Below are 19,559 nucleotides of genomic sequence, written 5' to 3'. Positions count from 1 at the left end.
GCGTCAGTCCTTCTTCAGGTCTTCGAATTCGCGGCGCACCCGCGCGAACGCGCGGGCGAGGATGACCAGGTAGAGGCCGTGGATCAGCCAGGTAGCAACATAGGCGAGGTAGAGGTTTCTCATCGCGAACGAGCCTCCGTGGACGCGGCCAGCGCCTTGAGCGCGTGGGCTTCGTCCAGGTCCTGGCGGATGCGCTCCAGCCGATAGCGCAGCGCGAGGAGCAGCCCAGCCAACGCAAGGAAGGCGACAAAGTTGGCCAGGAGCGCGTGCAGCATGGTGGCGTCGATACCCGAGCCGGCACCTCCGCCCACCACCGGCTGAGGGTGCTGGGTGCGAAACCAGCGGATGGACATGTAGACGAATACCACGTCCACGAAACCGAAGACAGCGAGAGCCGCCGCCAGCACCGGCTTCTGGTCGCCGGCCGAGAAGCGGCGCAGGATGAGGTAGCTGACGTAGATCAGCCACAAGACCAGGGTCGAAGTCAGTCGTGCGTCCCAGGTCCACCAGATGCCCCAAACCGGCTTCGCCCACAGCGGCCCGGTGATCAGCACGATGGTGCAGAACACCACGCCGACTTCGGCCGAGGCGGCGGCGAAGGCGTCCGTCTTCGGGTTGCGACGGAACAGGTACCAGATCGACGCCACAAAGTTCCCGATGAAGCACAGGAACGCCACCCAGGCCGAAGGCACGTGATAGTAGAAGATGCGCTGGATGTCGCCCATGGTCTGCTCGGTGGGCGCGGCGAACATGGCCTGGTAGTAACCGTAGGTCAGAAGCACTACGGTTGCGACAACGAACAGGATGCGAGTGGGCTTCATTCGGCGTGCAGGACGCTCTCAAAGAGTAACAGCGAGACGGTGGTGAATACCACATCGTAGACGGCGAGGAAGAGGATGGCGAGGCGGGGCGAATCCTCGCCGGTGAGGATGGACGTTGTAGCGGCCACCATGGCCAGCACCGCCGGGATGGAGATAGGCAGCAGCAACAGCGGCAGCATGACCTCGCGGCTGCGGGTGCGCAAGGAGATGGCAGCGAAGAAAGTTCCGTTGCCGACCAGCGCCCAGGTCCCCAGCAGGAATACGTAGACGAGCTGGCGCGCTTCGCCGAGCGCGCGCAGGTCGTAGAAGACGACGAACAGCGGCGCCATCAGGGCCTCGATGACCATAACGAACAAAAAGTTCCCCAAGGCCTTGCCCAGAAAGAGCGCGTTGGCGGGCGCCGGAGAGACACGATACGCGTCAAGCACCTGGTGGCGCAGCTCGCGCACCCAGGTCTGGTTCAGGGCGACGATGGAGCTGAACAGCACTGCCACCCAGGCCAAGCCGCCCGAGATGCGGCGCGCCTCTTCGGCGGTGGGATCAAAGGAAAAGCTGAAGATCACCACCACCAGCAGGGCGAAGAACAGCATGGCATTGATGGCGTCCTTGGAGCGCCATTCCAGGCGCAGGTCCTTGGCCAGGGTGGCCTGCGTGACGCGGAAGAGTTCGCTCACGCCCGCGCTCCTTGGGGCTGCGCTGCTTCTACACCGCGGCGGCGCGCGACGATCTGCCCTGCGGACATGTAAACGGATTCATCGGCGACCTCCGCCATGTGCGCTGCCTGGTGCGTCACCACGACAATGGTCTTGCCGCGGTCGCGCATCTGACCGAGCAGGGTGGTCATGGCGCGGGCGGAAGAGACGTCCACGTTGGAGAAAGGCTCGTCCAGCAGAAGAATGTCGGGGTCGTGCACCAGGGCGCGGGCCAGCGCCAGTCGCTGCCGCATCCCTTGTGAGTAGGCGCCCACCCGGCGCTCGAGCGCGGGGTCGAGCCCGACTGCCGCAATCCAGTGCGCCGGTCGTTCAGAACCCAGGATGCCGTAAAGCGAAGCGGCGTAGCGCAGGTTTTCCATTGCGCTCATTTCGTCGTAGAGCAGCGACGAGTGCGCCATATAGCCCAGACGGCCGGTGACCGCGCGCAGGTCGCGCGAGCCCAGCAGCTCGACCGCACCGCGCGTGGGGCGCGCCAGGCCGGCGGTGACACGCAGCAGCGTGGACTTCCCTGCCCCGTTGTCGCCGAACACGGCGTAGGCGCGGCCTGCAGCGAACTCGGCGCTCACGTCGCGGAGCGCCGCAAAGCGGCCAAAGATCTTGGAAACGCCGTGGAGGACGATGGCGGAGGACGGGTTGGAAGTCGCTTCCATGCGAAGCAAGCGAGTGTATCGCAAATCCTGCGATACTCCTTCCACCCTGTCACCCCGAGCGAAGTCCGCCAACGGCGGGCGAAGTCGAGGGGCAAGGCCGTTGCCGTGCATTCTGCGAGTTTCAAGCCATGCAAGAGCGCTGGTATTACGTCTACATCGTCGCCAATGCCACCAAGCTCCTCTACATCGGTATTACCCGCAGCCTCAGGAAGCGCATATGGGAGCACAAGAGCAAGATGCTCCCGGGTTACACCAGCCACTGGCACGTCTGCCGCCTCGTCTACTTCGAGAAGTTCAGCGATGTCCGCAGCGCCATCGATCGCGAGAAACAGCTCAAGCGCTGCCGCCGCGAGAAGAAGATCTGGCTAATCGAATCAATGAATCGGAACTGCCATGACCTGAGCGAGGGGTGGTACGAGTAACCGCAAACAGATGCAACAGCCTTGCCCCTCGATTCGCGCCGCGCCCGCGCCGCACGGCGGCGCGGAAACGAAACAATACGCGGCCGCGCGCTCGGGGTGACACGGTCTAGAGATGAGCGGAAGAGAAGCTACGAACCGGCAGGTGCGGGAGCCGCCGGCTGGGCTTGCGGCGCGCCGGGCTGGCCGGGTGCCGGAGCGTACTTGGAGGCGCACTTGGCCTGCAGGTGGTTGGCGCGGAAGACGCCTTCGCGGTCGAGGTGGCCTTCGACCAGTGCCTGTGAGTCGTCTTTGAACGTATCCGGTGGCGCTTCGGTGCCCTTGTAGACGACCGGCAGCGCTTCGTTCTCCTCCAGCAGCACGAATTCGACGCGGGTGCCCTGGCGCTTGATGGAGCCCGGCTGTACGTTGCCCGCTACCCGCAGGCGCTTGCTGTAGCGGCTGTCGTCCATCTGCTTGAGCTCGTTGATCGTCACGTAGTAGCTCTTCGACTCCTGCACGCCGGTGTAGGCGAGATAACCGAGCGAGAGGACGATGATGGAGATGGCTGCGCCGAAGCGGAGGTAGCGGCTGGAAGCGGAAGACATAGCTAAGAGAACTCTACGCTGCGGGTGGGAAAGGGTCAAGGTTGCCGGTTTCTCGTTTCTGGTTTCTCGAATCGCTCCAGCGAGGGCGCTATAATCAAGTCGCAATAGACGAGAACCACTTCGATGAGCACTCAGCGCAAGAACGGAAGTGTTGCGACCGCAGAAGGCATTCATCCGCCGCGCGCGGAGTGGATCGCGGGTCGGCGCGAGCAGATGGCGCGCACAGGTGACTCGAATGTCAGCCAGATGCACTTCGCGCGGCGGGGCGTCATCACCGAAGAAATGGGGTACGTGGCGAAGCGCGAGAACCTCGCGCCCGAACTCGTCCGCGACGAAGTAGCGCGCGGCCGCATGATCATTCCCGCGAACATCAATCATCCGGAACTGGAGCCGATGGCCATCGGCGTGGCCTCGAAGTGCAAGATCAACGCCAACATCGGCAACTCGGCTGTGACCTCGAACATCGAGGAAGAGCTGCGCAAGCTGCATACCGCGGTGCACTTCGGCGCCGACACGGTGATGGACCTTTCGACCGGCGGCGACATCCACCAGATCCGCGAGGCCATCCTGCGGCATTCGCCGGTGCCCATCGGCACCGTGCCCATCTACGAGGCCGTCTCGCGCGTGAAGCGCATCGAGGACCTGTCCGCCGGCCTGATGCTGGAGGTCATCGAGGAGCAGGCGGCGCAGGGCGTGGACTACATGACCATCCACGCCGGCGTGCTCATCCAGTACCTGCCGCTGGTGGCCAACCGCATCACCGGGATTGTGAGCCGGGGCGGCGCCATCCTGGCCCAGTGGATGGCGCACCATCACCGGCAGAACTTTCTCTACGAACGCTTCGACGACATCTGCAAGATTTTTGCGAAGTACGACGTCTCGTTCTCCCTGGGCGACGGCCTGCGGCCCGGCTGCGTGGCCGACGCCAGCGACGAGGCCCAGTTCGCCGAACTCAAGACGCTGGGCGAACTCACGAGGAAGGCGTGGGAGCACGACGTGCAGGTGATGATCGAAGGCCCCGGGCACGTCCCCATGGACAAGATCAAGGAACAGGTCGACAAAGAGATGGAGTGGTGCCATGAGGCGCCGTTCTACACGCTGGGCCCGCTGGTGACCGACATCGCGCCGGGGTACGACCACATCACCTCCGCCATCGGCGCGGCGATGATCGGCTGGTACGGCGCTTCGATGCTCTGCTACGTCACGCCCAAGGAGCACCTCGGGCTGCCCAACGAGAAGGACGTCAAGGACGGCATCATCGCCTACAAGATCGCCGCCCACGCCGCCGACATCGCCCGCCACCGCCCCGGGGCGCGCGATCGCGACGACGCGCTCAGCTTCGCGCGCTACAACTTCGACTGGGAGAAGCAGTTCGCGCTCGCCCTCGATCCTGAGACCGCGCGCGCCATGCACGACGAAACCCTCTCCGACGACTACTACAAGACGGCGGCCTTCTGCTCCATGTGCGGTCCCAAATTCTGCTCCATGAACTACTCTTCGAAGGTGGATGAGTACAACAAGGATGTGCACGGCCTGGAAAAGAAAGACCTCTCCGGGCTGGTGACGAGAATATTGGGGAGCTAGTTCTCGGTTCTCAGTTCTTAGAAAGGCCCCACGGTTCCTCCGCCGGACAGCGTTCAGCCGGCTTGGGCTCCGGTTCGAGGCGCCCGTCGAGGACCTCGCGCACCTTCTCGAGCAAGGTGCGAGGCGTGAACGGCTTCTGCAGGAAGTGGGTTCCGGGATCGAGCACACCGCGGTGCACGATGACGTTATCGGTGTAGCCGGACATGTAGAGGACGCGCATGCGGGGACGCATGACCGCCAGGCGGCGGGCCAGGTCCCGGCCGCTCATGCCGGGCATCACCACGTCGGTGAGCAGCAGATCGAGATTGCCGGCGTGCTGGCGGCAGAAGCGCTCGGCTTCCACCACGCTGCCCGCAGGCAGCACGTGATACCCGCTGCCGGCCAGGATGCGGCGCGCCAGCTCGCGCACCACAGCATCGTCTTCCACCAGCAGGATGGTCTCGCCGCCCCGCCTGGCAGCCGATAACGGCTCGTCGCTTTCGTCATCGGCAGGCGCTTCCACGCGCGGCAGATAGATGGTGAAGGTGCTGCCCTCGCCGGGAGCGCTCTCCACCCACACGTAGCCGCCGCTCTGTTTGACGATCCCGTACACGGTGGAGAGCCCCAGGCCGGTTCCCTTTCCCTTTTCCTTGGTGGTGAAGAACGGCTCGAAGATGCGGCCAATCGTCTCCAAGTCCATGCCGCAGCCGGTATCGGTGACCGCCAGCATGACGTAGGAGCCGGGCGCAACCCGGAAGTGGCCGAGCGAACGCGGGGTCTCGACTTCGACATTGCGGGTTTCGAAGATGAGGTTGCCGCCGTCCGGCATGGCGTCACGGGCATTCACGGCCAGGTTCATGATGACCTGCTCGAGCTGGCCGGGGTCCGCGCTTACCGAGCCCAGGCTGGCCTCCAGCGACAGGTGGATTTCGATGTCCTCCCCGATCAGGCGCTCCAGCATCTTCTGCGCGTTCAGCACCAGGCTATTGAGGTTGAGCACGCGCGGCTGCAGGACCTGTCGGCGGCTGAAAGCCAGCAACTGGCGGGTGAGCGCCGCGGCGCGGTCCGCCGACTTGGCGATCTGCCGCAGGTCGTGCGCCTGTGGGGAATCGGGGTCCAGAGACTCCATCAGGATACTGGTGTAGCCGGTAATCACGGTGAGCACGTTGTTGAAGTCGTGGGCCACGCCACCGGCCAAGCGTCCTACCGCTTCCATCTTCTGCGCCTGGCGAAGCTGCTCGCCCAGGTGCATGCGCTCGCTGACGTCCTTCACCACCACCAGCACAGCACGGCGGCCGGCGAAGTCCAGCCCTTGCGCGGTGACTTCGACGTTGAGAATGCGGCCATCCTTGTGGCGATGCCGCCAGTGCCCGAAGTGCGGACCGGAATCCTTCGGCCGGCGCGATTGCACGGTGTCCAGGAAGAGCGGGATGTCCTCGACGGGCCGGATGTCGGTAACTTTGAGGGCCAGGAACTCGTCCCGCGAGTAGCCGTATTTTTCGACTGCGGCGTTGTTCACTTCCAGGAAGTGCAGCGTGCGCGGATCGTAGACCAGCATGGGCTCGGGATTGGAAGCAAAGAGCAGCCGGAATTTTTCCTCCGCTTTTCCAGCATGTCGAGCGTGCGTTCCAGCGCGCCAATCGAGCGGTAGGCTGCCAGGAAGCAGGAAAGCGCCGCCATCAGGGCTGCCATCTGCACCAGCGTTGACCACATGCGGTGGAGCGGGCCACCGACGACGAGAGCTCCCGTGAGGTGTGCGACGATCAGAACCGCGGCTGAAACCACAATGCTGCGCGAAGTTCGCATCTACCGCTAGAGTCCAACCTCTATGGATTCACGAGCGAGACAGGACTTTCTGCGGGACGACTGGGAGGACTGCGATGTGTGCGCGGACGCCTTCCCTGGGACTCCGATGGTTACCTTCGGGCTCAAAGCCCGACAGAAGCTGCCTGCATCAGTACGCTGGGATGCGGCTGACGGATTTTTGTTACGGCGGCGTCAGCGAAAACCTTCCAGAAGGCCGGCGGCGCGGTTCAGCGCCTCCGCGAGCTGTGCAAGCTGCGCGCGCGCCCGCGCGGCGTCCCCGGCTTCGGTGGCCTCGGTTACGCCGGGCAGAACCACGGCGGCGTAGCCGGTGAATTCGCCCGGGGCGTAGATGGAATGCCGATACCAGGGCCGGTTGGGCAGCCCCTCGGGAAGGAGCAGCGCGCGTTCCACCTCGCGCAGCACGCGGTTCGCGCGAGCGGCATCGGTGGCGGGGTTGCGCTGGGCGTCGCCCATGGATTTTCCGGCGGCCTGGAGCCGTCGCGCGGCCGCCAGTGCCGCAGCGAAATCCGGCGCATCCTTGCCCAGCGCTGCGGCGGCCTTCTTCTGCGCCGCCTCCAAGTGCGCTACGACTTCCCGCCCGTAGTTTTCGTAGTCGTAGGGCAGGATGTCCGCTTCGGAGAGACGCAAGGCCTGGATGCCGACGACGCGCGCCATCTGCTGCAGGTAACGGAATTCCGGGTCGGCGAAACGGCGGAACCATTCGAAGTTGTCGAACACGGAGTGATACACGCCGTAGTCGCCGTCGGAGCTGACGTCGGTCGAAGGGACTCCTATGTGCTGCAGGAACGGCGTGTAGTCGGAGCCGCTGCCCAGGTCGCCCACTTTGGCTTCGGCGGCGTCGGAGCCTGTGGACTCGTGGCCTCCGGCCGAGCCGGGCATTTCCGGTTTGGGCTTCTGCGTCAGCCAGGCCTGGTACAGGGACGCGCCTTTGGGACTGGCCACGGCCTTGGCGACCTCGCGCAGGAAGGGCTTGAGCGAAGGCACGGCGGAGGCCGTGAAGTTGGGACCCGCAACGGCGGAGTCGATGTTGAGATAGGCCACGGCTCCGGCCAGCTCGCGCGCGTGCTGCTCCACCCACTCGGTGGAGCCCGTAAGCCCGAATTCTTCTGCGTCCCAACTGGCGAAGATCAGGGTTCGGCGCGGGCGCCAGCCGGTCTTGAGCAGCGCGCCGACGCCGGCCACGGCCTCCAGTTGCGCCGCCGTTCCGCTGTTGGGATCCACAGCGCCGTACACCCAGGCGTCGCGGTGGTTGCCGTTGATGACCCATTCATCGGGCAGTTCCCGCCCGCGCACGTGGCCGATGACATCCCAGATGGTGCGGTACGCGAAATCCTGCTTCAGGCTCAGCTTGACGCGCACCGGGCCCGGTCCTACGTGGTAGGTGAAGGGGAGAGCGCCTTGCCATTCGCGCGGAGACACTGGTCCCGCGAGATTCTCCAGGATAGGCCGGGCGTCCCCGTACGAGAGCGGCGTGGTGGGAATGCGTGGAACGTTGGCGGCCTTCTCCGGCGGCGTACGCTGCGCGTCGGAAAGCGAGGGTAACGATGCGATGCCGGGCGTGGTCGGGTCGCCGGGATATTTGAAGATGTACTTGATGGAGCCGCGCTGCACGGCGCTTTCCGGACGCCAGGCGCCTCGGGGATACATATCTCCCTTGAAGTAGCCGTCGTCGATGGGATCGGAATAAATGATGACGCCCGCGGCGCCATTGAGCTGGGCGGTGTAAGCCTTCACTCCGCGGAAGTTCGAGCCGTAGCGCACGATGACGATCTTGCCGGCGACGTCGACGCCCATTTCCTTCAGCTTGCGAAAGTCTTCCGGGCGGCCGTAGTTGGCGTACACCACTTCCGCCTCGACTTCGCCTGAGGGAGAGAAGCCGTTGTAGGCAGTGACTACGCGGGGGTCGGACTGGAAGGGATCGCCGCTCACATGCTCGGGCGTCGGGCCGGTGAAGGTGCGGCCGTCGGGCAACTGGATGCGCACGGAGATCTCGGCTGGATAATTCATCCACACCTTGTACTCGACGATCTCCGTCTCCAGGCCTGCCTTGCGGTACTGCTCAGCCACGTACTCGGCAGTCTTGCGGTCCCCGGGCGTTCCGGCAAGGTGGGGCTCCGCCGTCAGGATCCGCAGATGCTCGCCGGCGCGCATCGCGTCGGGCACGGCCAGGAAACGGTCCTCGAGCTCGCGCTGAGCAGCCGGATCGCGAAACCCCGTGATGGGGGCCGGGGCATCCTGCGCAACCATGATAGATGCGAAAAGAACAAAAACAGCGAGGAGCGTGAGCGGCCTGGTGTTCATCCAATCTCCTGAGGCGTAACGGCGCCGACAATACGCGCCGCGGAAGTGCACCGCTTAAACTATAAATGACCGAGGCGATGAAGACGACTGAGCCGGAAGCGGCGAGCGACGCGAGCCCCGCGAGGGAACACGCCGCATCCAGCGCCGTGGAAGGCGACGGAGTCGCGCTGAACGGCGTCGCCGCCCAGGGCCCTCTCGGCGGCGTGGCGGTGGAAGAACCGGTCGCGCCGCAGCTTCCGCCGGTTTCGCTCGCCATGACGCGCATGGCGAGCGCGTTGCGGCACCGCAACTTCCGCCTGTTCTGGACGGGCAACTTCCTCTCCAACATCGGCACCTGGATGCAGAACGTGGCCCAGGGCTGGCTGGTGCTGGAGCTCTCCAATTCCGCGTTCTGGCTGGGCGTGGTGGGCTTCGCCTCCTCGGCGCCCATGCTGGTGTTCACGCTGCTGGGCGGCGTGATCGCCGACCAGATGGATCGCCGGCGGCTGCTGATGCGCACGCAGGCGGCGATGATGGTCTTCGCCTTCGTGCTCGCCGCACTGACCTGGTTCAAGGTCGTCAACCTGCCGGAGATTCTGCTGCTGGCCTTCGCCACCGGAGTGGCCATGTCCCTGAACGCGCCCAGCTACCAGGCGCTGGTGCCGCAACTGGTGCCGCGCAAGGACCTGACCAACGCCATCGCGCTGAACTCGGCGCAGTTCAACATGTCGCGCGTGATCGGGCCGACCCTGGGCGGATTTGCCATGGCCTGGTTCGGCGTGGCGGGCAATTTCTTCCTCAACGGTCTGAGCTTCCTGGCGGTGCTGGTGGCACTGGCCCGCATGGAATACCCGCCGGCCGCGGCCAACGATGACGGGGCCGGAATGCTGGAGAAGCTGGGCGAGGGCTTCCGCTACCTGTTCGGACAGCGCTCCATGCTCATGCTGGTGACGCTGGTGGGGCTGGCCAGCATCTTCGGCGTCCCCTACCTGATGTTCCTGCCGCTGTTCGCGCGGGACATCCTGGGCGTAGGCGAGCGCGGGCTGGGTCTGCTGATGGCGGCCAGCGGGCTGGGCGCCTTTTTCGGCGCCGTCACCGTGGCCTGGCGGGGACGGGTGTGGCGGAGGGGACGGTTCGTCACCGCCTGGGGAACGGTGTTCCTGGCCTCCGTCATCCTGTTCTCGTTCTCGCGCTGGTTCGCGCTTTCGCTGGCGCTGCAGTTGGTGGCCGGCTACAGCATGATCCTGATGGTGGCCACAGTGAACTCGCTGCTGCAACATCTTTCGCGGGAAGAGATGCGGGGGCGCGTGATGAGCATGTACGCCACGGCCTTCCTGGGATTTGCGCCTGTGGGCAGCCTGATCGCTGGGTCGCTGGCCGGAGTGATGACCGCGCCGGTGGCGATCGCGGCCATGTCCGCCCTGGCGCTGATCGTGACCCTCTTTCTCTACTTCATGCGGCCGGAGCTGAGGTGCCTGGACTAGTGGGCTTCCTTGATGGGATAGCGCAGGCGCAGAACCGTGGGTTTGGCCGATTCGTTGGGAATGACGACAAAAAGGTTGTCGTATTCGCTGGAGGGAATGTCGACTTCCTCGGTGTCGCCCAGAGCGCGCAATAGCTGCGGAACGGTGTTGGCGTGGCCGACGATGAGCACGACGCCGTTGGGCTGATCCTTGCGGATGCGCTCGATGAGTTCCTTCGGCTCTCTTTGATCGGCTAGAGTGACCTTCAAGCCCAGTTCCCGGGCCAGGGGCGCGACCGTGCGCTGGGTGCGGATGGTGCGCGTGGAATAGATGGCCGTAATGCCGGCATCTTTCAACAGATCCGCCAGCGCTCGGGCGCGAGCGTCGCCTTTCTCAGAGAGCGGCACGGCGGGTTCATCGGAGTTGTAGCGCTTTTCGGCGTGCCGCACCAGGATGACCGCGCGCTGAGCCTCGGCAGCCAGCGGCAGAAGCAGAACGGCAGTCAGGGCGACAGCATGAAGTCCAAGTCTCATCCAGACTCACCTGCACGACAAGACAATGCAACACAAGGACACCAAGGTAACACGACCGAGAGGATTGTAATCGCGCACACCTGAAGGCCGGCTCTACCCAACCGCTCTACTTCCGCTTCAGCACTTCGTGCACGGCCTTGACGATGTAGGGCGCGGTCAACCCGTACTTTTCCATGAGCTGGTCGGGAGTGGCCGATTCCGCATAGGTGTTTTGGATGCCGACGAACTCCATGGGCACGGGTGTGGTGCGGGCCACGGCGCGCGCCACCTGCGACCCGAGTCCGCCGTCGAGCAGGTGCTCCTCAGCGGTGACGATGGCGCCGCACTCTGCCGCAGCCTGCGCGATCGCAGCCTCGTCGAGCGGCTTGATGGTGTGCATGTCGATGACGCGCGCGGCGATGCTTTCTTCTTCCAGCATGTGCTGCGCGCGCAGCGCGTACTGCAGTTCGTAACCGCAGGAGACGATAGCCACGTCGCGGCCACGGCCGTGGACCTTGGCTTTGCCGATCTCGAAGGTGTCCGCCGGACCGTAAATGATGGGTGACTTGGCACGCCCGGTGCGCATGTACGCCGGGCCCACATGCTCGGCCATGCGGCGGACCAGGGCGCGGGCTGAGAACTCGTCGGCCGGCACCAGTACCACGAACCCCGCCAGACCGCACATGAGCGCGATATCCTCGACCGACTGCTGGCTGGGACCGTCCTCGCCGATGGAGATGCCGCCGTGCGAGCCGCAGAACTTGGCGTTGACGCGCGGATAGGCGATGCTCATGCGCAACTGGTCAAACCCCTTGTTGGTGAGGAAAACGGCAAACGAGGATGCGAAGGGGATCTTGCCCTGCAGGGCGAGGCCGCCGGCAATCCCCACCATGTTGGCCTCGGCGATGCCGACGGTCCAGAAGCGGTCGGGAAACTCCTTGCCGAACTTGGCGCTGTAGGTGGACTTGGCCAGGTCGGCGTCGAGCACGACGATGTTGGGGTTCTCCCGGCCCAACTCCACCAGCGCCTGCCCGTAGGCTTCGCGGGTGGCCGCGCCCATCTTCAGCTCGAATTTGGTCCCCGTCTTCATGGCGGCGGTCGCTTCCATGATAGCTTCTAGCTCCTGGCTGCTAGCTCTGGAATTGCGACGTTGCAAGCAACGTCTCTACAGCCGACTCCCGTGCACTAGAACTTTGCCTCGAGCTCCGCGACGGCGGCCTCCACCTGGTCCGGCTTGGGGGCCACGCCGTGCCATTCCACCACGTTCTCCATGAATGAGACGCCCTTGCCCTTCACGGTGTGGGCGATGATGGCCGTGGGTCGGCCGCTGGTATTGGCGCGCGCCCGCTCCAGCGCAGGAATCACCTGCGCGAAGTCGTGGCCATCGATCTCGACCGTGGTCCAGTTGAAGGCGCGGAATTTCTCCACCAGCGGCTCCAAATCGATGATGTTAGTGACGAAGTCATCGAGCTGGATCTTGTTGTAATCCACGATGCAGGTCAGGTTTTGCAGCTTCTGGTGGCCGGCGAACATGGCCGCTTCCCAGATCTGCCCTTCCTGCACTTCGCCGTCGCCGACCAGGACGAAGGTGTGGTAGTCAAGCTGGTCGAGCCGCGCCGCCAGCGCCGCCCCGACGCCGATGGAAAGGCCCTGACCGAGCGAGCCGGTGGACGCTTCCAGAATAGGGAGCATGCGCTTGTCCGGGTGGCCCTGCAGGGGCGAGCCCAGCTTCCGCAGCGTCATCAGCAAAGCGGGGTCGATGTAGCCGGTCTCGGCGTACGTGGCATAGAGCACCGGGCAACTGTGCCCGTTGGAGAGAATGAAGCGGTCGCGCTCGCGCCACGCCGGGTCCTTGGGATCGTGACGCAGCACGCGGAAGTAGAGCGCCACCAGCAGCTCGACCTTGGAGAGCGAGCCGCCGGGATGGCCGCTGCCCGCCGCGCCCAGCATGCGGATGATTTCGATGCGCATGCGGTTGGCGATGCGCTGGAGTTCCGCGATGGACTGGGGCTGTGATGCGCTCATGAACGCGTTCCCGCTCCTGCGGCGGCGCGACGTCCGCCGGAAGATTTCACGGCCTTCTCGGCGCTGGCCGGATAGGCGCGCACGGGACTGTTGGAAGCCGTCGCCGACTCGCGAGCGTGGCGCAGAAGGTACCGGCCGGACTTTGTGAGGAAACGCGCCAGGCGATCGGCGACCTCTTCCAGCAGCACGCGGTCGGTCTTGCCGAAGGCGTTCTCGCGGTCGCTTTCCACGTCGATCACGCCCAAGACCTTCCCGCCCAGCTTGATGGGAACCACGATCTCCGATTTGGTCTCCAGGAAGCACATGCTGTAGGTAGGGTCCTGGGAAACGTCGGGAATCACCTTGAGGATGCCGCTCTGGCCGGTGGTGCCGACGTTGCCTACGCCGAATGCGAAGGCGTGGCAGGGCGGCACGGGACCACGAAAGGCCTGGCGCACCACCTGCTCGCCCACGACCAGGTAGATGCCGATCCAGAAATAATGGCGGGCGTCGTGGAGCTGCTCGACAATCTCATCGAGCGGCGACGCGTGTGCTGTGGCGCTAGGCCGCGCGGCAAGCACACGTTCGACGTCAGCGAGGACTTCGCGTGGGGAACGGTAGCGTTTCAAGCGCTGATCCTGTTGGAATTTTCAGGGAACGACTTTAGTGTAACCGGGCCCCGGAAATGCGGTCAACGAAGGAAACGCGCGGGGAGTGCACCATTTTCGGTGCAATCTCGTCCCTGCGCTACTTGGCAGAGGCCGGTGCCGGCGCCGGCTTAGCGGCTGCGGGAGTGGCCTGAGGTGCAGCAAGCCAGGCGCGGATCTGCGCCAGCGCCGGGCGGGTGGCCTCTTCGCCGCGGCGGATGAGTTCGCCGGCGCGTTCGAAGGCGTCATGCGCAAAGCCGGCGACGTCCGGCTCGAGGATCAGGTCGGCCGCGGCTCTCCACTCCGCACTCATCTTGTTCTGAGCGATGGAGAAACATTGCGCGATGATCTCCAGCACATGCTGCGGGCCATCCTTGCCCACCCAACTGGCCCGCAAGTGCGAGCCGATGACGCGCTCGGCGCCCATTTGGCGCAGGGGCACGGTGGGCACAGAGTAGGCCAGCAGGCCATCCACCATCAGTCGGCCATTGACCTCCACCGGCACGAACACGCCCGGGTACGCGCAACTGGCGCGGATCGCCGGAATCAGCGGGCCGGAACGGAAGACCACCGGTGCGCCGCTTTGGAAGTCGGTGGCCACGATTGCCAGCGGTACTTCCAGTTCCTCAAAGTTCTGCACACGCAGAACCTTCTGCAGGAAGGGGATCATGCGGTCGTTCGAGGCCAGGCCGTGGCGGGAGATGGTCCAGCGGGCGAAATCCTTCCAGCGCACCGAATGGGCGACGGTCTCCATGTCGCGCAACGGGACGCCGCTGGCGTAGATGGCGCCCAACAGCGCGCCCACACTGGTGCCCGCCAGATAACGGATGGGAATGCGCTCCGCCTCCAGCACCTTGAGCACGCCGATGTGAGCCAAGCCGCGGGCGAACCCGCCGCCCAGCGCCACCCCGATGGCTGGTACGCTTTGGAAACGAGCGATCTCCGTGACCGGACGGGTGAGCGTCCTCCAAAAGGCTTCGAGCGCGCGTGCGACCCGGAAAGCCATGGTCCCCTGCCTACCCTTAGGATGCTCCTACTCTTCGGCTGGCGAAAGATTACTTCCGGGTTCCGGGGTCACCAGCGGGGGCCGGAAGTAACGAATTCGCTTGACTGAATGAATGCTCATTCAGTACTATACCACCAATCTGATAGGGCGCGCGCCGCTGCCATCCTCACCCCCGAAATCCACTGCGGCGCGCGCCGCAGTCTTTTGGCCCGGTCTTATGGGTCGGCCGGGCGGCCACGGGCCCCCGGGGGCCCGGAGGAGGGTGAACCAATGACCGGCTCCTGCTTCTTCTCTTGCCTGCCTCCGCAGCGATGTCTTATCGAAGCTGCTACGATTTTTGTCCGAACGTCGCGCTGTCCCAGCGGTTTGGTTTCATCGACTGCCTTCTGTTCCTATGCATAAGCGCATTCATAAAGTCGCGGTACTCGGAGCCGGCACCATGGGGGCGCGGATTGCCGCCCATCTGGCCAACGCCGGAATCCCTTCCCTGCTGCTGGATGTCGTTCCGCCGGATGCCCCGGCCAACTCGCCACCGGCGGCGCGGAACAGGATCGCCCAAGCGGGACTTGATGGGGCGCTGAAGTCGAAGCCCGCGGCGTTCTTTGAGCCTGCACTGGCCCGCCTGGTTACGGTCGGAAACTTCGAAGACGACTTGGAGCGCATCCGTGATTGCGACTGGGTCATCGAAGCGGTCACGGAGAACCTGGAGATCAAGCGCGCACTGCTGAAGAAGGTAGAGGCTGCACGGCGGCCGGGCGCCATCGTCACCACCAACACCAGCGGGCTTCCGGTGGCGAAGATCGCCGAGGGGTTTTCCGAGGATTTCCGGCGCAACTGGTTCGGCACGCACTTCTTCAACCCGCCGCGCTACATGCGCTTGTTGGAAATCATCCCCACGCCGGAAACGGACCGCGCCGCGCTCGACGCGGTAACCCACTTCGCTGATGTCGTTCTGGGCAAGGGCATCGTCTTCGCCAAGGATACCCCGAACTTCATCGCCAACCGCATTGGGACGTTTTCGGTGCTCAACGTCATGCGGCTGATGCAGGAGATGGACCTGACCATCGAAGAGGTCGACGCGCTCACCGGCACCGCGGTCGGTTGGCCGCGCTCGGCAACCTTCCGCACCATCGACCTCGTAGGACTCGACGTTCTCGGGCACGTGGTCCGCAACCTGACCGAGAACGTGCATGACGAGCGCAGTGACCTGGCCCTCCCCGGGTTTTTCACGCAGATGCTTGACCGCAAGTGGCTGGGCGACAAGACCGGCGGCGGCTTCTACAAGAAAACCAAGGGCGCTAACGGCGACGAGCGGCTCAGCCTGGACTGGAAGACGCTCGAGTATCGCCCGCAGCAGAAGCCAAAGTTCGCGGCGCTCGAAATGGCGCGCAACCTCGAGAGCCTGCCCGAACGGCTGCGCACCTTGCTTTCCGGGGATCCGAGGGACAAAGCTGCGCAGTTCCTGTGGACCGCGCTCGCGGAGCTATGGACCTACTCGGCCAATCGCATCGGGGAGATCGCCGATTCCATCGTCGAGATCGACCGCGCCATGCGCCTGGGTTTCAACTGGGAGCTGGGACCGTTCGAGCTGTGGGACGCCGCCGGTGTCGAAACCACCGTTGCCCGCATGGAGAAGGAAGGCAAGCCGGTCGCCGCCAACGCCAGGAAGCTGCTGGCCGCGGGCAAGAAGTCCTGGTATGCCGACACGGCTGCAGCCGCTTCCGGTCGCTCCTATTTCGATTTGGCCAAGAGCGACTACCGCGACGTGGAAGTCCCGGCGGGCGTGTGGTCAGTGGAGGTTGTAAAGAAGTCGCGCGGCGTGGTGAAGAAGAACGCCGGCTGCTCGCTGGTGGATTTGGGAGACGGTGTCGGCTGCCTGGAATTCCACTCCAAGATGAACTCCTTGGGCGGCGACATCGTGCAGCTCGTCAGCCAGGCGCTGAAGCCCGGCGGCCCCGGCGACGCCTTCGACGCCTTCGTCATCACCAACGACGCGCCACACTTTTCCGTAGGCGCGAACCTCATGCTGCTGCTGATGGCGGTACAGGAAGAAGAATGGGACGACGTGGACCTCGCCATCCGCCAGTTCCAGGGCATGACGCAGGCCATCAAATTCTGTCCCAAGCCGGTGGTGGTGGCGCCCTTCGGCATGACGCTGGGCGGCGGCACGGAAATCTCGCTGCACGCCGCGGCGCGCCAGCCGCATTGCGAACTCTACATGGGGCTGGTCGAGGTCGGCGTCGGCCTGCTGCCCGGGGCCGGCGGCTGCAAGGAGATGCTGCTGCGCGCGCTCGATTCCGCCGGCTCCATCCGGCCGGAAGGCCGCGGCGAATCAGTCGAAATGATGGAGGCCATGAAGCGCGCCTTCGAAACCATCGCCACGGCTAAAGTCTCAACCTCGGCACACGAAGCCCGCGGCTACGGCTTCCTTTCCGACTCTGACCGCATCACTATGAATCGGGAACGCATTCTGGCCGATGCGAAAGAACGCGCGCTGGAGCTGGCCCGCGCCGGCTACGTGCCGCCGGTGATGCGCACCGATATTCCCGCCCCCGGCGAGAACGTGCTGGCTACGCTGAAGCTGGGCGTACATCTCATGCGCCAGGGCGAATACATCAGCGACCACGAAGTGAAGATCGGCAACAAGGTTGCCGAGGTGCTCTGCGGCGGCAACGTCACGCCGGGCACGCTGGTGAGCGAGCAGTACATCCTCGACCTGGAGCGCGAAGCTTTCAAGTCGCTGTGCGGCGAGAAGAAGACGCAGGAGCGCATTCAGTACACTTTGAAGACGGGGAAGACGTTACGCAATTGAGGATTCAGTGATTGACGATGGGGGATTGCGCAGCACACGATACTGATCAGTACCGGGCCACGCAGGAAGCGATTACTGGAGGCGCCATGCGAACTGGATTGCTAAGTTTGGCGCTGCTCGCACTGTCTGTCCGGGTCCCAGCACAATATGGAACTGCCCCGAGCGGCTACTACCCGACAAGCTATGGCGGATCGATCTTCACGGGTAAGGTCGTCTCTGGAGATGCAAACCAGAACCTAACCCTCACTTACACCAAGGGCTCGAAGACCGAGACGTTTGTCGGCCGCCTTGTGAAAGGCTGCAACGTGCCCACAACCGACGGCAGTAAGAGGCTCATGAATGCGACGGATGTGTCAGTGGGCAGTCTAGTGACGGTGTTCTTTCAGACCGTTTCCCGCAAGGAAAACGGGAAAAAAGTGAAAGAGAACCAGATCATCGCTATTTCGTTCTCAGAAGTAGATGGCAAGAAGATTCCAGAGGACAAGTGGCTTATCTACAACTGCAGGGGGCCTGGCTATGAAGTCTTTCGATTCTGAGGCAAGGGCCCCTAGAGAAGGATCCTATGCGTGAAGTTGTGATTGTCAGTTCGGTTCGCACCGCCGTCGGCAAGGCTTACAAGGGCACGTTGCGGACCACGCGGCCGGATGACCTGGCCGCCATCGCCATCAAGGGGACGCTCGAGCGCGTGCCGCAGCTCGAGGCGCGCGAGATCGAGGACGTCATCCTGGGCTGCGCCATGCCCGAGGCCGAGCAAGGGATGAACGTGGCCCGCATCGCCGCGTTGCGTGCCGGGCTGCCGGTCGAGACTTCAGCCATGACCATCAACCGCTTCTGCTCTTCCGGCTTGCAGGCGATTGCGCTGGCGGCGGAGCGCATCCAGGCGGGCGGCGCGGAGGTGATCGTCGCCGGCGGCACCGAGTCCATGTCGCTGGTGCCCATGGGCGGCAACAAGGTATCGGCTAATCCGTGGCTGATCGAACACTACCCGGATTCCTATCTCTCCATGGGCCTCACGGCCGAGCGCCTGGCGAAGCGCTGCGGCATCACCCGTGAGATGGCGGATGAGTTCTCGCTGCGCAGCCATCAGAAGGCGCTGGCGGCTATCGCTGCGGGGAGATTCGAAGACGAGGTCGTGCCCGTGCCGGTGAGCTTCACTACGCCTAATGGAGCGAAGCCGAAGCGAACCGAGATGGTTTTCAAAGTCGATGAAGGCCCACGCGCGGATACTTCGCTCGAAGCCCTGGCCAAGCTGAAACCGGCGTTCCATGCCAAGGGAACGGTTACCGCAGGCAATGCGTCGCAGATGTCCGATGGCGCGGCGGCAGCGGTCGTGATGTCTGCCGAACGAGCCAAGCAACTCGGCATCAAGCCGCTGGCGCGCTACGTGTCGTTCGCGACGGCCGGCTACAAGCCGGAGGAGATGGGGCTGGGTCCGGTGTTCGCCATCCCCAAGGCGTTGAAGCTGGCCGGGCTGAAGCTGGATGACATCGCGGTCATTGAATTGAACGAAGCGTTTGCGGCGCAATCGCTGGCGGTTATCAAGGAAGGCGGACTCGATCCAGAGCGGATCAACCCAAATGGGGGCGCAATCGCACTGGGTCATCCGCTGGGATGCACCGGCGCCAAGCTCACGGCCTCGATCCTCCGCGAGCTCAAGCGTCGCAAGGCCCGCTACGGCATGGTGACCATGTGCGTGGGCGGAGGAATGGGCGCAGCGGGAGTCTTCGAGAACCTCGACTGATCACGTCTTTCACCACAAAGGGCACAAAGGCAGCACGAAGGAGTGAAATGGGCGGCATAACTAAGAAACGGACGGCGAACGAGGTGAGCCGCCTTGTGATCGACGCCGCCATGAGAGTTCATAGCTCCCTCGGCCCTGGATTGCTGGAGAGCACCTACGAGGCGTGCCTCGCCCAAGAAGCTTCGCAAAGCGGGCCTGAATGTTCAAACCCAGGTGCCGTTGCCTGTCGTATACGACGGAGTAAAGCTGGAAGTCGGCTATCGAGTGGACCTACTCGTCGAAGACCTCGTGATCGTCGAGGTCAAAAGTGTTGAGGCCCTGGCGCCGATTCATCAGGCCCAGGTTCTCTCATATTTGAAGCTGAGCGGGCGGAATCTTGGATTGCTCATTAATTTCAACGTGGTTCACCTTAAGGATGGAATCAAACGGTTTGTGATGGGAACCGACTGGAAGTAATTCCTTCGTGTTCCCTTCGTGTCCTTTGTGGTGAGCTTTTTACCGATGCGCGAGGAAA

At 64.1% G+C, this 19,559-nt stretch carries 20 protein-coding genes; 7 read left to right on the top strand and 13 right to left on the bottom strand.

Annotated elements, in window-relative coordinates; translation table 11 throughout:
• Positions 1-3 precede the first annotated feature (3 nt).
• Genes VNK82_01485 through VNK82_01470 form a run of 4 tightly spaced genes read right to left on the bottom strand, consistent with a single transcriptional unit; the run spans position 4 to position 2,184 of the window.
• On the bottom strand, positions 4-123 hold the full coding sequence (locus tag VNK82_01485) for a CcmD family protein (protein ID HXE89615.1): 120 nt from the start codon (positions 121-123) through the stop codon (positions 4-6).
• A complete protein-coding gene (gene ccsA / locus VNK82_01480; GenBank protein ID HXE89614.1) occupies positions 120-821 on the bottom strand; it encodes a cytochrome c biogenesis protein CcsA in 702 nt (233 codons plus the stop codon). Before ccsA ends, VNK82_01485 begins: the two co-directional genes overlap by 4 nt.
• On the bottom strand, positions 818-1,495 hold the full coding sequence (locus VNK82_01475) for a heme exporter protein CcmB (protein ID HXE89613.1): 678 nt from the start codon (positions 1,493-1,495) through the stop codon (positions 818-820). Before VNK82_01475 ends, ccsA begins: the two co-directional genes overlap by 4 nt.
• A complete protein-coding gene (locus VNK82_01470; GenBank protein ID HXE89612.1) occupies positions 1,492-2,184 on the bottom strand; it encodes an ABC transporter ATP-binding protein in 693 nt (230 codons plus the stop codon). Before VNK82_01470 ends, VNK82_01475 begins: the two co-directional genes overlap by 4 nt.
• Positions 2,185-2,312: 128 nt before the next feature.
• Between VNK82_01470 and VNK82_01465 the strand changes: the two genes are divergently transcribed.
• A complete protein-coding gene (locus VNK82_01465) occupies positions 2,313-2,606 on the top strand; it encodes a GIY-YIG nuclease family protein (protein ID HXE89611.1) in 294 nt (97 codons plus the stop codon).
• A gap of 128 nt (positions 2,607-2,734) precedes the next feature.
• Here the strand turns inward: VNK82_01465 and VNK82_01460 are convergent, their stop codons facing one another.
• A complete protein-coding gene (locus VNK82_01460; protein ID HXE89610.1) occupies positions 2,735-3,190 on the bottom strand; it encodes a cytochrome c maturation protein CcmE in 456 nt (151 codons plus the stop codon).
• A 123-nt stretch (positions 3,191-3,313) separates the two neighbouring features.
• Between VNK82_01460 and thiC the strand changes: the two genes are divergently transcribed.
• A complete protein-coding gene (gene thiC, locus VNK82_01455) occupies positions 3,314-4,774 on the top strand; it encodes a phosphomethylpyrimidine synthase ThiC (GenBank protein HXE89609.1) in 1,461 nt (486 codons plus the stop codon).
• A gap of 10 nt (positions 4,775-4,784) precedes the next feature.
• On the opposite strand, the gene VNK82_01450 is transcribed toward thiC, so the two are convergent.
• The 3 genes from VNK82_01450 to VNK82_01440 all read right to left on the bottom strand — a co-directional run bounded on the left by VNK82_01450 (position 4,785) and on the right by VNK82_01440 (position 8,827).
• Positions 4,785-6,311: an ATP-binding protein gene (locus VNK82_01450; protein ID HXE89608.1), complete on the bottom strand. Its 1,527-nt coding sequence runs from the start codon at positions 6,309-6,311 to the stop codon at positions 4,785-4,787.
• The gene (locus tag VNK82_01445) at positions 6,269-6,559 is read right to left on the bottom strand and encodes a hypothetical protein (GenBank protein HXE89607.1); all 291 of its coding nucleotides are present in this window, start codon (positions 6,557-6,559) and stop codon (positions 6,269-6,271) included. The genes VNK82_01450 and VNK82_01445 overlap by 43 nt, the downstream gene beginning before the upstream one ends.
• Positions 6,560-6,751: 192 nt before the next feature.
• On the bottom strand, positions 6,752-8,827 hold the full coding sequence (locus tag VNK82_01440) for a M28 family metallopeptidase (protein HXE89606.1): 2,076 nt from the start codon (positions 8,825-8,827) through the stop codon (positions 6,752-6,754).
• Between the two features lie 131 nt (positions 8,828-8,958).
• On the opposite strand from VNK82_01440, the gene VNK82_01435 reads away from it, so the two are divergent.
• Positions 8,959-10,344 (top strand): MFS transporter, encoded by a 1,386-nt coding sequence (locus VNK82_01435; GenBank protein ID HXE89605.1) that lies wholly within the window; start codon positions 8,959-8,961, stop codon positions 10,342-10,344.
• On the opposite strand, the gene VNK82_01430 is transcribed toward VNK82_01435, so the two are convergent.
• From VNK82_01430 to VNK82_01410, 5 genes are all read right to left on the bottom strand, one after another.
• Positions 10,341-10,856 (bottom strand): phosphoglycerate mutase family protein, encoded by a 516-nt coding sequence (locus tag VNK82_01430; protein HXE89604.1) that lies wholly within the window; start codon positions 10,854-10,856, stop codon positions 10,341-10,343. The genes VNK82_01435 and VNK82_01430 overlap by 4 nt on opposite strands.
• A 106-nt stretch (positions 10,857-10,962) precedes the next feature.
• Positions 10,963-11,943: a transketolase C-terminal domain-containing protein gene (locus VNK82_01425; GenBank protein ID HXE89603.1), complete on the bottom strand. Its 981-nt coding sequence runs from the start codon at positions 11,941-11,943 to the stop codon at positions 10,963-10,965.
• Positions 11,944-12,020: 77 nt separating this feature from the next.
• Complete coding sequence (locus VNK82_01420) at positions 12,021-12,860, bottom strand: transketolase (GenBank protein HXE89602.1); 840 nt, start codon at positions 12,858-12,860, stop codon at positions 12,021-12,023.
• Positions 12,857-13,468 (bottom strand): GAF domain-containing protein, encoded by a 612-nt coding sequence (locus VNK82_01415; protein HXE89601.1) that lies wholly within the window; start codon positions 13,466-13,468, stop codon positions 12,857-12,859. Before VNK82_01415 ends, VNK82_01420 begins: the two co-directional genes overlap by 4 nt.
• A 118-nt stretch (positions 13,469-13,586) precedes the next feature.
• Entirely contained in the window at positions 13,587-14,492 is a 906-nt protein-coding gene (locus tag VNK82_01410; protein HXE89600.1) for a patatin-like phospholipase family protein, read from the bottom strand.
• Positions 14,493-14,886: 394 nt separating this feature from the next.
• Between VNK82_01410 and VNK82_01405 the strand changes: the two genes are divergently transcribed.
• The 4 genes from VNK82_01405 to VNK82_01390 all read left to right on the top strand — a co-directional run bounded on the left by VNK82_01405 (position 14,887) and on the right by VNK82_01390 (position 19,501).
• Positions 14,887-17,304, top strand: a complete 2,418-nt coding sequence (locus VNK82_01405) for a 3-hydroxyacyl-CoA dehydrogenase NAD-binding domain-containing protein (GenBank protein HXE89599.1) — start codon at positions 14,887-14,889, stop codon at positions 17,302-17,304.
• Positions 17,305-17,390: 86 nt separating this feature from the next.
• Positions 17,391-17,840, top strand: coding sequence for a hypothetical protein (locus tag VNK82_01400; GenBank protein ID HXE89598.1), 450 nt, complete (start codon positions 17,391-17,393; stop codon positions 17,838-17,840).
• Between the two features lie 26 nt (positions 17,841-17,866).
• Positions 17,867-19,045: an acetyl-CoA C-acyltransferase gene (locus VNK82_01395; protein HXE89597.1), complete on the top strand. Its 1,179-nt coding sequence runs from the start codon at positions 17,867-17,869 to the stop codon at positions 19,043-19,045.
• A 120-nt stretch (positions 19,046-19,165) separates the two neighbouring features.
• Positions 19,166-19,501 carry a GxxExxY protein gene (locus VNK82_01390; GenBank protein ID HXE89596.1) on the top strand — a complete coding sequence of 112 codons (336 nt, stop codon included), beginning with the start codon at positions 19,166-19,168 and terminating at the stop codon, positions 19,499-19,501.
• The last annotated feature ends 58 nt before the right edge of the window (positions 19,502-19,559 follow it).

The sequence above is a fragment of the Terriglobales bacterium genome, assembly GCA_035573675.1.
In the GTDB taxonomy this organism is placed as follows: domain Bacteria; phylum Acidobacteriota; class Terriglobia; order Terriglobales; family Acidobacteriaceae; genus DATMAB01.
The sequence above is the reverse complement of the archived record's forward strand: the minus strand, read 5'-3'. Positions and strand labels throughout refer to the sequence as shown.

Coding starts and splice junctions, on each gene's coding strand:
- VNK82_01485 (HXE89615.1), bottom strand. CDS start 123: ATGAGAAACCTCTACCTCGCCTATGTTGCTACCTGGCTGATCCACGGC.
- ccsA (HXE89614.1), bottom strand. CDS start 821: ATGAAGCCCACTCGCATCCTGTTCGTTGTCGCAACCGTAGTGCTTCTG.
- VNK82_01470 (HXE89612.1), bottom strand. CDS start 2,184: ATGGAAGCGACTTCCAACCCGTCCTCCGCCATCGTCCTCCACGGCGTT.
- VNK82_01465 (HXE89611.1), top strand. CDS start 2,313: ATGCAAGAGCGCTGGTATTACGTCTACATCGTCGCCAATGCCACCAAG.
- VNK82_01460 (HXE89610.1), bottom strand. CDS start 3,190: ATGTCTTCCGCTTCCAGCCGCTACCTCCGCTTCGGCGCAGCCATCTCC.
- thiC (HXE89609.1), top strand. CDS start 3,314: ATGAGCACTCAGCGCAAGAACGGAAGTGTTGCGACCGCAGAAGGCATT.
- VNK82_01450 (HXE89608.1), bottom strand. CDS start 6,311: ATGCTGGTCTACGATCCGCGCACGCTGCACTTCCTGGAAGTGAACAAC.
- VNK82_01445 (HXE89607.1), bottom strand. CDS start 6,559: ATGCGAACTTCGCGCAGCATTGTGGTTTCAGCCGCGGTTCTGATCGTC.
- VNK82_01440 (HXE89606.1), bottom strand. CDS start 8,827: ATGGTTGCGCAGGATGCCCCGGCCCCCATCACGGGGTTTCGCGATCCG.
- VNK82_01435 (HXE89605.1), top strand. CDS start 8,959: ATGAAGACGACTGAGCCGGAAGCGGCGAGCGACGCGAGCCCCGCGAGG.
- VNK82_01430 (HXE89604.1), bottom strand. CDS start 10,856: ATGAGACTTGGACTTCATGCTGTCGCCCTGACTGCCGTTCTGCTTCTG.
- VNK82_01425 (HXE89603.1), bottom strand. CDS start 11,943: ATGGAAGCGACCGCCGCCATGAAGACGGGGACCAAATTCGAGCTGAAG.
- VNK82_01420 (HXE89602.1), bottom strand. CDS start 12,860: ATGAGCGCATCACAGCCCCAGTCCATCGCGGAACTCCAGCGCATCGCC.
- VNK82_01410 (HXE89600.1), bottom strand. CDS start 14,492: ATGGCTTTCCGGGTCGCACGCGCGCTCGAAGCCTTTTGGAGGACGCTC.
- VNK82_01405 (HXE89599.1), top strand. CDS start 14,887: ATGCATAAGCGCATTCATAAAGTCGCGGTACTCGGAGCCGGCACCATG.
- VNK82_01400 (HXE89598.1), top strand. CDS start 17,391: ATGCGAACTGGATTGCTAAGTTTGGCGCTGCTCGCACTGTCTGTCCGG.
- VNK82_01395 (HXE89597.1), top strand. CDS start 17,867: ATGCGTGAAGTTGTGATTGTCAGTTCGGTTCGCACCGCCGTCGGCAAG.